Below are 12,709 nucleotides of genomic sequence, written 5' to 3'. Positions count from 1 at the left end.
TGTAGTCGTAACGTCTAAGGGCTTTGTCCAGTAGACAGTCGAGTAAAAATGAGTGATTAGCGTAAAAGAGGCTTTTAATATAACTGGATGCGGTCATTAATATTGTGCTGTCCAAATGAAAAGCGCTGCTGTAAATCTGCCAGTAGCGTCTCGACTCTTTCGTTGTTCCCTAAACCTTGATAAGCGCGTAGGAGTAAAGTCCCTGAGCGCAGGGTGGGCAACACATCATAAGGGGTCTGTAGATAGTCGATGACCTGTTGGTAGTTTTTATTGGCTAAGGCGTTACTTGCTAGCACGTTGAGCGCCTGTAGGTGCAGCTCATTGTCATAGCGTGGGTCATCGTAGTGAATTTGGATAATGGCTTGGGCCAGCGCTAGGCCCTGCTCAGAGTTGCGTTCATTGGCCAGCAATAACTGGGCGTAGCTCAGCTGATAAGACAAATTACTAGGATCGAGGGCTTGTAAGTGATTGAGCAGAGTCCGTTTAACGATGTAGTCACTTTGGTCATCAAGTAACTGGGCGCGAGCAAACAGTAAGGCTTCATTATCAGGGTATTTACGAGCCGCTCGCGTTAATAAACGCAGCGCTTCTGCGGCATCATTTTGCTGCCATAAAATATCGGCTTGTAGCACAAACGTATCAGGAGCGAATACGGGAAAGTCTTTGCGCAGTTTTTCTAGGGTAGCTATGGCGGCATCAACATTGTCGTTGAGCAACTCAAATGCCACTACTTTTCTACGCGCTTCTAGCACCAAGTCTTCTTGCATCACCCCATTAAGATAGTATTTGGCTTGCTCAAAACGCTGCTGGCGTTCGGCACTGATACCAAGATAATAGTAGGCTTGGTCAAGATAAGCGGGAGATTTGGCTAGTACGTTCAGTAGCTGGTCGGCACTCGCGTATTTTTCATTATCCAAACTCACCAAGGCGGCTAGCAAGGTAATCTCAGCGTCATCACTGAAGCGGTTATGGGCTTCAATTAATAGCTGCCATGCCTCTTGGCTTTGTTTTAAGTCCAATAAATAGCGAATCTCATAGAGGTACAAGCTTTTGCTATCAGGATTACGCAGACGCGCTTGGCTCACGTAATTGATCACGGTTTCTGCCGTGACAATTTTACGCAAAATGTCCGCTTTTAAGGTAATAAAAGGCACATAGTCCGGCTGTCGTGCTAAGGCTCGGTTGATGTGGACAATGGCAATCTCAGGCTCATTAAACTGGTAAAGCAAGCCTGCTTTTAGTACCGATAAGGAGGCGTTTTGTTCACTATCGAGTGGCTGTAGAGCGGCGAGCAACTCGCGCTTGTCCTCATCATTATTGGGATAAATACCAATAAGAATTTCACTTAAATCTGCGCGCGGATCATAACGCAAGATACGGTTTAGTGTTTCACCTGCTAGGAGATAATCGTGAGCGCGTAGGGCCAAATGCGCCACATAAAACCAAGCAGGCACGTGATCTGGGTATTGGTCTTGCCATGATTTCGCAAACTGTAATGAGTCTTCAACTCTTTCTGTGCGTAAAGACAGGCTCAGCGCTCTTTCAAACACTGCTGTCGCATCTTCTTTGAAAGACTGCTGCTTGTAGATAGTAAGCGCGCGCCGTTTATCACCACGATCGGCTGCAAACTCTGCATCTAATAGGGCATATAAGCTTGGCTCACTAAACTCAGGCTGCCATAGGCCTACCGATGCTAAGCCGTTCGTATGAGTGGTCGTCTCTACTGGTTGGACGTTTTTATAAACAGGTGCGTTCACTGCCGCACTATTGCTAGTCACATCATCGTTTTGGCGGGTAATGGACACTATGGGAATATTTGCTTTTAGAGCATCATCGGGGTGGCTGGCAGTGGCTGGCGCTGATAGGCACAGACAAATAGCCAACGACAAGGTTAGCTTATAACGTTGGCACAGCCGTTCAATAACGAGGTGTAATAAATCACGAAGACGCGACTGATCGTCATGCGCACGTTGTGATCGACGCTGTGATTGAAACAATGATCCAAAAAAAATCATAGATAGCCGTATTCGCTCATTGCTCACCGATACTTGCAAAGCCATATAGATAAAGCAATTTTATTTTAATCATTTCATGTTAAACGTTGGTAAAGAGTCGCCATGACAAACATTATATGAGTAGATTGACACGATAAACAATAGTGCCCGTGTTACTGCAAGATTGGCAATAGCAATACTACTGTCTTGTTTGTGGCGAGCACATTTGCTGATGATTGATCGTATTTGCGCTTTTACTTAGGTATAAGTGCTGGCATGAATACGTTGAAAATATAGCAAGTTAATGTGAAGTAAGCGAATAGTTTATGTATCTTTGGGGGACGCTCGCTAAAATTCGACTATTGGTTTTATCAATCACATAAGTAGTTGTTTTGTTACATCTGTGCCCAGATACAAGCAAATAGCTCTCATAGCTGGGTGAATGTTAATTAAAGCTGGCAATAATGATATAATGAGCGGTTTTTAGGGTCTTCCTTTCAGCGTTGTCGCCCAGAGTGTCTTTTTACAATAGTAAGATAGTGGGGTTGGCAGGTGAGCGTCATGTTTATGGTCTATCAATAATGAGATTAGTGGTCATTGGGGTCAATCACAAAACTGCACCAGTCGCTCTACGAGAGCGCTTGGCGCTTGTGGGTGACGATGTAAATGTCGCTCTTAAACAATTAGAGGCCTTTACTGATGGTAGTGTGATTGTTTCTACCTGTAATCGTACTGAGATTTATGCGCTTGTCCCGCATACCTTAACGGTGCAAAATCCAGGCGTATCATCTTCAGAGTCACAAGTGGCTGAAACTGCCGCACCGACCATTTCTAATAGTACGTTTAGCAGCAGCGCCCATCTTTCCTCTGCTGCCATCAGCGCTCATATCATCAAAATTAAAACTTGGCTGGCTAATTTTAAGCAATTATCTCTCACGGAGATTGACCCGCACCTCTACGTGCATCGTGATACCCATGCATTGACGCACTGGCTTAGAGTCGCGGCAGGTCTTGACTCTATGATATTGGGTGAGCCGCAGATACTTGGCCAGATCAAACGCTCAGTGCACCTCGCGCAAGACCAACACGCCTTGAGTAATCAGCTTGGCTGGATCGTCGATCAAGTGTTTGCGGCGGCTAAGCGGGTGCGCAATGAGACTAAAGTTGGGGCACAGGCTGTGTCGCTCAGTTTTGCGGCGGCCAAGCTAGTCACGCAAATATTTGACGATTTGCCCAATCGCACTTTGCTCGTCGTGGCAGCAGGTGAGATGAATCGTTTGGTTGCAACACACATCGCTGGGCTTGGGGTAGGGCGGGTTATTATTTGTAACCGTAACCCTGAACGGGCAGAAGCGCTAGCGGCTGAGCTGCGTCATCCCAATCGCCGCGTGGAAGTCAAAACCCTACAAGCCCTGCCACAAGTGCTGGCAGAAGCCGATATTGTCAGCAGCTGTAGTGGCAGTATGGATTTATTAATTGATAAAACCATGACGTTGCAGGCGCTCAAGCGTCGTCGTTATCAGCCAATGCTGATGATTGACTTAGCCGTACCGCGCGATATTGACTCGACCATTAGCCGTATCGACGATGTTTATCTGTACTCTGTCGATGATCTACAACACGTGATTGCGGGCAATATCGAGCAGCGCAGGCAAGCGGCAGTCGATGCCGAACTGCTCGTGAGTCAATTGGTCGTTGAGATGGATCGTCGCTTTCAAGTGCGACAAGTGGGCAAAGATATACAGCAGTATCGGGCGCACACCCATGAACAAGTGGACAAACTGCTGCAAGATTCCATGGCCAAGCTACAGCAAAATAATGCTAGCCCTGAGGACATTATCACTGAGCTGTCACGGCGCCTGACCCAAACCCTGACACACGCGCCATCGAAGCTGATGCGTAAGGCTGCCCGCGAAGGCGACAGTGAGTTGTTAGACTTTGTGGTATCCGGATTACAAGAGGCGCATCGTAGCCACCGATAGATAGCCACCATTCAACTGCCAAAAATCCTACACGCCGCAAACGCCATCAAGGCGCAAACGTATCGTTGTCAACCTGCAATATCAATGCTAGTATCAAACTGTTATGAATATAGTAAGCGATGATAAACTTTTGTTATACGCTATCGGCTAGTTTGAAAAAGCCTTAGCACATTTATTCTAGCCTAATACTTATTCATCTCATCAGTGGTTAGTGATCGTTATTATTAGCCTACCTCCATGTAGCGCTTGTAATGGCGCACATGTTTTGTACGATCACACTACAGTTCATAAAATACAATAACCAAGGGCAATAGCGCTAGGATAACGTACTATATCGTCAATCCTGCGTCCTACTCTCGTCTATCAAAAAAGCGAAAGAGGACTCCACCCGACATTAGGGTGGAGGTGAATTTCGCATCACTGGTTGGTTTTTTGACTCAGGTATTACACAACCTACTCATTGAAATAAACACCCTTAAATTCTAGTATTATAAGCATGTTATCAAACACACACTCATTAACAAAGAAAGCATTTATGAAAATCAACAAAGCGTATAAATTTAGGCTTGAGCCTACTGCAGAGCAGGCGGTTATTCTAAATAATCTTGTCGGCTCTGCGCGTTTTGTTTGGAATCAAATGCTGGCAATATCGTTTGAGATGTTTGCTAAAAATGAGTTTATCAATGCCACCAATCTCGTTAATAAAATTGTTGGCTTAAAGAAAAATCCTGATTTTGCCTTTCTGAAATCTAGCTCTAATGCCGTCACCTTACAACAAAAGGTACGCGATCTTGCCTCGGCTTGGTCACGATTCTTTGACCCAAAAGTACATGCCAGACTCAAAGAGAATAAAAAGAAACCCAAAAAGCCCAAGTTCTTTAAACTGGCTGATGGCACAGAGATTCAACTTCGCCCATTGATGCCACAATTTAAGCGCAAAGCAGATGGCTGTGACTCCATTCGCTTGGTTCAGTTTGATAAATACTGCCGTGTTGAGGGCAATCGCATCAAACTCCCGAATGGCATTGGTCTAGTGAAATTTAGAAAGTCTCAAGACATCATCGGTGTCATCAAGAATGTCACCATTAGCAAGAAGTCAGGTCACTGGTACGTATCGTTTGGCACTGAGCGCGAACTGGCCGAAAAGCCGGCTCACCCCTCGAAAACCGCCATTGGCTTGGACATGGGGATCACAAAACTACTCACCACCTCAAACGGTACATACATCAAGCCCAAAAACAGCTTTAAAGCCAATCAGGTTAAACTGGCCAAGCTGCAACGAGGGTTGGCAAAAAAAGTAACATTCAGTGAAAACTGGAAAAAGCACAACCGTAAGATTCAAAAACTACACCATCATATCGCCAATGTCAGACAGGACTACTTGCACAAACTCACCACCAGCATCAGCAAAAACCACGCCATGATTGCTTGTGAGGATTTAAAAGTCGCCAATATGTCGACATCAGCAAGTGGGTCGATGGAGAACAAAGGCCGTCAGGTCAAAGCCAAGTCAGGGTTAAACAAATCCATTTTAGATCAAGGCTGGGGTATGATGGTCAATATGCTTGAGTACAAGCAGCAATGGCGCGGTGGATTACTGATCAAAGTAAACCCACGCTACACCAGCCAAACCTGTTTTAACTGTCAGCATATCGCCAAGGAAAATAGACAAACTCAAGCAAAATTCGAGTGCGTCAAATGTGGTCATAAAGCCAACGCTGATATTAATGCAGCTAAAAATATTTTATCGGCAGGACATGCCGTTTTGTCTGCGGAGGGAGGATGCAGTCAAGGTCACCCGATGAAACAGAAAACTTGCGACGGTCGTGAGAAAGTCGCCTAAAGGCTAACGCTTTTAGAATCCCCCATTTGAGCGCAGCGAAAGTGGTGGGAGTGTGTCAAGACTTACCAATATTAGTATCCAGTTCATATCCCCTGTTGTGGTATCTAGCGATTAGGCTACCTAAGGGCTATGTGATCTCTCGAAAACAGGGGTGGTCACATTGGCTAATAGTATGGGATGAGATTGCTTAAGGCGATGGTAGAGAAGGCAGTATATGGATTTTTCTGTCGCCAAAATTTAAAAATCATACAAGTATCTAACAATAAACTAGGAGCGTCCAATGACCGCATTACGTCAAGATATTGATCCAAACGGCTTATTAGAGTATTCAGTGGTCTATACTGACCGCGCCCTCAACCACATGTCCAAGGTCTTTCAACAAGTCATGAAGGATCTGTCTAACGATCTAAAGTCAGTGTATAACGCTGACGCAGTGGTGATCGTACCAGGGTCTGGTACTTATGGGATGGAAGCGGTTGCGCGTCAATTGGCCAATGATGAAGACTGCCTGATTATTCGTAACGGTTGGTTTAGCTATCGCTGGACGCAAATTTTAGAAAAAGGCAAAATCGCCAAATCATCAACTGTTCTAACGGCTAATCGCACTGACGAAAGCGAGTCGCCAAAACCATTTGCCCCCGTGGATATCGATGAAGCCGTTGCAAAGATTAAAGCTGAGAAGCCAGCCATTGTTTTTGCGCCGCACGTTGAAACGTCATCTGGCATTATTTTATCAGCAGATTATATCAAAGCGTTGAGTGATGCGGCCCACAGCGTCGGCGGCTTATTGGTCATTGACTGTATCGCATCCGGTTGCGTGTGGTTGGATATGAAAGATTTGGGCATTGATGTCCTTATTAGTGCCCCGCAAAAAGGCTGGAGCAGCACCCCATGCGCCGGTCTAGTGATGCTCAGTGATGCAGCCGTTAAAAAAGTAGACAGCACAGAGTCTGATAGCTTTAGCCTAGATTTAAAGCAGTGGTTGAACATCATGCGAGCCTATGAAAATGGCGGTCACGCTTACCACGCCACCATGCCCACCGATAGCTTGCGTCAATTCCGCGATACGGTCAATGAGGCCAAAGAAATTGGTTTTGATAAACTGTGTGATGCACAGTGGCAGTTGGGGAATCGTATCCGCAAGGTATTGGCAAATAAAGGGGTTAAGAGCGTTGCGGCTGAAGGCTTTGAAGCGCCCGGTGTGGTCGTCGCTTATACTGATCGCGATGATATGCATAAAGGCGGTGCTTTTGCTGAAGCAGGAATGCAAATCGCTGCTGGTGTCCCCTTAAAAGTGGGCGAGCCTGACAACTTTAAGACGTTCCGTTTGGGTTTGTTTGGCCTAGATAAACTGACGGATGTAGACGGGGCGGTACAACGTTTTGAATCCGCACTCGAAAAAGTGTTGGCTAAATAACTTAAGTCACTTATTAGTTTGTTAGGGTGATAAACGCCTAAATACCAATACTGATCCTTAGCGTCACGCTGGGGTCAGTATTTTTTTACCTTTTTATTATATTTTATAATATAATGTATTTATATAAAATGATTTTACTCCACTTTTAATAAAAATTGGTTTAGGTAACTATGATGAGTGTACAAATAGACTGGCAAGCATTTACGCCAATATCTTTGGTAGGTGGCTTATTGCTGGGCGTAGCGACGGTCATACTGCTGCTGGGTATTGGCCGTATTGCCGGTATCAGTGGTATTTTTTCAAGTTTGCTAAAGCCCAAGCGCGTAGAGGCGTGGCAGATCCTATTTATACTGGGTTTGGTTGTGTCGCCGTTGTTATATGGTCTGATAAGTCCGCTCCCTGCTATAGAGGTGACTACCTCCTTGCCCTTGCTCATTGGCGCAGGATTACTGGTCGGCTTTGGGACGCGTTTAGGCTCAGGCTGTACCAGTGGGCACGGTATCTGCGGGAATGCGCGCTTGTCGCCACGCTCGATGGCAGCGACAGTGACCTTTATGTTCTTTGGTATCGTGACCGTCTACCTTGGTCGCCATGTCTTAAGCTTAATTTAACAGCCGCGTAGGCGACAGTATTTAGCACTATCCATACAAGATAATAGCGTCATACAAGATAATAGCGAGACAGAGCAATGCTAAAAAATATAATTGGGTTACTGGCAGGGTTACTATTCGGTTTTGGACTGCTGATATCGGGTATGACTGACCCTGTTAAAGTACAAGGTTTTTTGGACGTTTTTGGGGCGTGGGACATTTCTCTTGCGCTGGTGATGGGCGGCGGTCTTGTGGTAGCGATCGTGGGTGTGCAGGTGGCTCAGCGTCAACAGACCAGCTGGATTGGCACGTTGATTGAGATGCCAACGAAGACAACGATCAATAAAAAGCTTCTTATCGGCGCGATGCTGTTTGGTATCGGCTGGGGGTTGGTCGGTATTTGTCCAGGACCTGGTATCGTGCTACTAGGGACGGGACAATGGCAGGCTTATGTTTTTATTCCAGCGATGATAGTCGGCATGCTGGTCTATCAGTGGCTTGAGCCTAGACTTGGCTAATAAATAGTGGACTGAATCATTGCAGCATACATAAAAAAGGTCAGCCTAACGCTATTAGTCTGACCGTTTTGTTGAGTGATCATTCAGTGTTATTAACGCTTAATAATAAAAGTTTACTTAGCGCTGGCCGTCACTTTTGGGGTTTCGTGTGCCAATGATTTGGCCGCTTGGCGCAGCTCAAACTTTTGCACTTTACCGGTGCTGGTTTTGGGTATTTCCGCAAAAATAATGTATTTAGGCACTTTAAATCCTGCTAAATGCTGCTTGCAGTGCTCCATCACGTGATCGCGCTGTAAGGTGCTACCGTCATGGATTTCGATAAAGGCCACTGGTACTTCGCCCCATTTGTCATGCGGTGCGGCGACAACGGCACAGCTTTGGATCTCAGGCATTTTGTATAAGACGTTTTCGACCTCAATACTAGAGATGTTCTCACCGCCTGAGATGATGATGTCTTTCAGTCTGTCCATAATTTTGATGTAGCCATCAGGGTATTTAACCCCCAAATCCCCCGTCCGGAACCAACCATCAGCGAAGGCCTCTTCGGTTGCTTTACGGCTTTTTAGGTAGCCTTTCATCACCATATTGCCACGCAGTGCCAACTCGCCCATCTCTTCACCATCAGCAGACACAGGTTCAGTGGTGCCTTGCTTAAACACTTCAAACCCTGTCATGAGATGAGAATTCATACCTTGACGTGATTTTTTTTGCGCGCGAGCGGTGACATCGAGCGCATCCCATGCTTCTTGCTCAGCGCAGACGGTGACAGGTCCATATACTTCGGTGAGACCGTAGACGTGAGAGATGTGAAATCCCATCGCTTCCATGGCAGCAAGCATAGTTTCAGAAGGCGGTGCACCAGCGACCCAGCCCCGCACTTTATGGTTAATCGCTGCTTTATATTCAGGCTTACCGCCCGCAATCATATTGTGTACCACTGGCGCTGAGCAATAATGGGTCACTTTGTGCTTGGCAATTAGCTGTAAAATCAAATCAGCGTCAATTTTACGCAAGCAGACGTTGACGCCCGCCCGTTCAGCGATTGTCCACGGGAAACACCAGCCGTTGCAATGAAATAGGGGCAGCGTCCATAAGTACATGGGGTGTTTTGGCATATCCCAGTCAAGGATATTGGATACGGCGTTGAGTGTCGCCCCGCGATGATGGTAGACCACGCCTTTGGGTTTACCTGTGGTGCCAGAAGTATAGTTCAGAGCAATGGCATCCCACTCGTCCGATGGTTTTTCCCAATTGTCCAAGCTGTCAGAGCTGGCAACCAATTCTTCGTAGCTCATTTGTCCAAAGCGCTCAACATCAACTGCGGCATCTGTCGCATGAATGACAATTAGTTTTGGAAATGCTTCAGCGATCATTTCAGCGTGCTCAGCAAACTCGCTGTCTAGTATTAACACCTTAGCTTCTGAGTGCTGTAAGCAAAAGCTTAGCGCGTTGATATCGAGGCGTGTGTTTAGAGTACATAACACGCCGCCTGACATGGGCACCCCAAAGGCGCATTCGACCATCGCGGGTGTGTTCGGCATCATGACTGCCACGGTGTCGTTTTTATCAATCCCTAATTTACGCAGACCATCTGCCAATTGCCGACAACGATCGTAGGTCTGTTGCCATGTTTGTGTCAGATTATTGTGCGCTAGGTCGTCATAGACGATGGCAGTTTTATCAGGATACACCTGCGCGCTGCGGATGATAAAATCGATCGGGGTGAGCGGTTGATGATTGGCAGCGTTTTTGCCGAGACCTGTGTGAAAATCTGTCATGGGATAGTCCTTTATCTTGCGTTTATAATTCGGTGAACACGCTATCAACTTGCTATAAAAGGCAGATTCGCTGTCTGTCACGGCTTTTAAGCCACTGACACGACAGGGTTGAGACGACAGTTTGCTGATCTGTTTTGTCGCAATCTAATAGGGGGTTCACGATAAATATTTGCCCGTCCATTATAGACAAAGCCATATGAAAAGCGAGTATGTTTTTTAGTGCTTGCTGATATCCGCTAACCTGAGCAAGTCGCTTGACAAACATAGTGCTCACTCATCAGTCGCTTGTCTGCGTAGCTGTTAATAATAGCGTTGTGTTACGATGACAGGAACGCTAAATCCTATAGCCTGTTTAGGGCGTATCCCCAACTCAATCGATAATTATCTAAATAGACTAAACATGAGCACACCCGAGTCTCACAACCCATTCATAAGGAAAATGATATGCCAGCCAGCCAAGCCAATATGATTGATACCGCTAGCACCAACGAACACTATCCGCATTTGTTTGAGCCGTTAGATTTGGGCTTTACCACGTTAAAAAACCGTTTGGTCATGGGTTCTATGCATACAGGCCTTGAAGACCGTTTTTATAATTACGGTAAATTGGCCGCCTATTTTGCAGAGCGTGCCAAAGGTGGCGTGGCCATGATGATTACTGGCGGTATCTCACCCAATCGCGAAGGCTGGTTGCTCCCTGCTGGTGGCACCATGAATACAAAAGCTGATGTGATCAATCATCAGCGTGTCACCCGAGCGGCCCATAAATATGACAGCAAAATCATCATGCAAATCTTGCACAGTGGTCGTTACGGCTATCATCCATTTGTGGTGTCAGCCAGTCCGGTAAAGTCTCCAATCTCGCCTTTTAAACCGCGTAAGATGAGCATTAAAAATATTGAACAAACCGTTAAGGATTACGCGCGTTCAGCACGTTTGGCCAAGCAAGCAGGTTACGACGGTGTCGAAATCATGGGCTCTGAGGGCTACTTGCTCAATCAGTTCTTATCGCGTCACGTGAATAAACGGACTGATCAATATGGTGGCGATATTCAGGGTCGTATGAAGTTTGCTGTCGATGTGGTGAAAGCGGTGCGCGAAGCAGTGGGAGAGGATTTTATTATCCTGTTTCGCTTATCAGTGATTGATTTGGTCAAAGACGGCAATGTCATGGACGAAGTGATCACCGTTGCCAAAGCCTTGGAGACGGCGGGCGTGACCATCATGAACACAGGTATCGGCTGGCATGAAGCGCGCGTACCGACCATTGTGACGAGCGTGCCGCGTGCCGCCTTTGTTGACTTTACCGCTGAAATTAAAAAGCACATCAATATTCCTATGATGGCGGCCAACCGTATCAATATGCCAGACACAGCAGAAGATATCGTCGCCAGTGGTCAGGCGGATATGATTCAAATGGCGCGTCCGTTCTTGGCTGATGCGCATTGGGTCAATAAAGCCAAAAACGGTCAAGCCGATCGCATCAATACTTGTATCGCCTGTAATCAAGCCTGTCTTGATCATACTTTTGAGCATAAGCGCTCGACCTGTCTGGTCAATCCGCAAGCGTGCTATGAGACTGAATTGGTCTATAAAAAAGCCAAGAAACCGAAAAAGGTGGCGGTCATCGGTGGCGGTGTCGCTGGCATGTCGGCGGCGCACGTGGCAGCGCTGCGCGGTCATGATGTGACGCTGTTTGAAGCCAAAGATATCTTGGGCGGGCAATTTAACTATGCCAAAGTTATCCCTGGTAAAGAAGAATTTTTTGAGACGATTCGCTACTATATCAATGAGCTTGAGCACTTAGGCGTTGAGATTAAACTCAATACCAAAGTCGATAAAACCATGTTAGAGAAAGCCAAATTCCATCATGTCATCGTCGCTACTGGCGTCGTACCTAGAAGCTTAATCGGTAAGCTTGAAGGGGCTGATTTGCCACAAGTAATGAGCTATGCAGAGCTGCTCTCTGGTGAAAAATCTGTCGGCGATACCGTGGCCGTCATTGGTGCTGGTGGTATTGGTTTTGATGTCAGTGAATATCTCACGGCGCGCCACGGCCAGCCACTTGATGAATTAGGTCCTGAGCTGTTAAAAGATCCAAACTACCGGCCAAAAGCCCAGTCGGTTAGCGAATGGCGTGAAGAATGGGGCGTGACTGAGGACACTGACTATCAAACCGATGGAGGTCTGACGAAGCCTGAAGCCATACAACCGATCCGCCAAGTCTATCTCATGCAGCGTACCAAAGGTCGCTTGGGTAGTGGCCTCAATAAAACCACAGGCTGGGTACATCGCGCCCATGTCAAATCGCACGGTGTCATCCAAGTATCAGGCGCCCAGTACAACAAAATCACCAACGAAGGGATTTGGATCACCAATAATCAAGGTCAAACCCAGCTGCTACGTGTCGATAGTGTCGTGGTCTGCGCAGGTCAAGAGTCAGTGGTTGAGCTGATGCCAAACGTCGGTGATGCACCAGACGCGCAGTACCATCTGATCGGCGGGGCAAAGCTTGCCGCTGAGCTGGACGCCAAACGCGCGATTCGTGATGGGGCAGAAGTTGCCGCTCAGATTTAAGGGTTAACTT

At 46.7% G+C, this 12,709-nt stretch carries 8 protein-coding genes; 6 read left to right on the top strand and 2 right to left on the bottom strand.

Annotation, left to right across the window (positions count from 1 at the left end):
* Positions 1-74 precede the first annotated feature (74 nt).
* The gene (locus DVY93_RS02345) at positions 75-2,015 is read right to left on the bottom strand and encodes a tetratricopeptide repeat protein (RefSeq protein ID WP_230708790.1); all 1,941 of its coding nucleotides are present in this window, start codon (positions 2,013-2,015) and stop codon (positions 75-77) included.
* A 560-nt stretch (positions 2,016-2,575) separates the two neighbouring features.
* Here DVY93_RS02345 and hemA point away from each other — a divergent pair.
* The 5 genes from hemA to DVY93_RS02320 all read left to right on the top strand — a co-directional run bounded on the left by hemA (position 2,576) and on the right by DVY93_RS02320 (position 8,344).
* A complete protein-coding gene (gene hemA / locus DVY93_RS02340) occupies positions 2,576-3,976 on the top strand; it encodes a glutamyl-tRNA reductase (RefSeq protein ID WP_230708788.1) in 1,401 nt (466 codons plus the stop codon).
* A 535-nt stretch (positions 3,977-4,511) separates the two neighbouring features.
* Positions 4,512-5,819, top strand: a complete 1,308-nt coding sequence (locus tag DVY93_RS02335) for an RNA-guided endonuclease InsQ/TnpB family protein (protein WP_230708787.1) — start codon at positions 4,512-4,514, stop codon at positions 5,817-5,819.
* A gap of 280 nt (positions 5,820-6,099) precedes the next feature.
* On the top strand, positions 6,100-7,236 hold the full coding sequence (locus DVY93_RS02330; protein WP_193005938.1) for an aminotransferase class V-fold PLP-dependent enzyme: 1,137 nt from the start codon (positions 6,100-6,102) through the stop codon (positions 7,234-7,236).
* Between the two features lie 173 nt (positions 7,237-7,409).
* Positions 7,410-7,847, top strand: a complete 438-nt coding sequence (locus DVY93_RS02325) for a YeeE/YedE family protein (RefSeq protein WP_230708785.1) — start codon at positions 7,410-7,412, stop codon at positions 7,845-7,847.
* A gap of 77 nt (positions 7,848-7,924) precedes the next feature.
* Entirely contained in the window at positions 7,925-8,344 is a 420-nt protein-coding gene (locus tag DVY93_RS02320; RefSeq protein WP_230708783.1) for a DUF6691 family protein, read from the top strand.
* Positions 8,345-8,457: 113 nt separating this feature from the next.
* On the opposite strand, the gene DVY93_RS02315 is transcribed toward DVY93_RS02320, so the two are convergent.
* On the bottom strand, positions 8,458-10,122 hold the full coding sequence (locus DVY93_RS02315) for an AMP-binding protein (RefSeq protein ID WP_230708781.1): 1,665 nt from the start codon (positions 10,120-10,122) through the stop codon (positions 8,458-8,460).
* Between the two features lie 444 nt (positions 10,123-10,566).
* Between DVY93_RS02315 and DVY93_RS02310 the strand changes: the two genes are divergently transcribed.
* On the top strand, positions 10,567-12,699 hold the full coding sequence (locus DVY93_RS02310) for an NADPH-dependent 2,4-dienoyl-CoA reductase (RefSeq protein WP_230708779.1): 2,133 nt from the start codon (positions 10,567-10,569) through the stop codon (positions 12,697-12,699).
* Positions 12,700-12,709 lie beyond the last annotated feature (10 nt).

This window comes from Psychrobacter sp. CCUG 69069 (genome assembly GCF_021023115.1).
Lineage (GTDB): Bacteria > Pseudomonadota > Gammaproteobacteria > Pseudomonadales > Moraxellaceae > Psychrobacter > Psychrobacter namhaensis.
The sequence above is the reverse complement of the archived record's forward strand: the minus strand, read 5'-3'. Positions and strand labels throughout refer to the sequence as shown.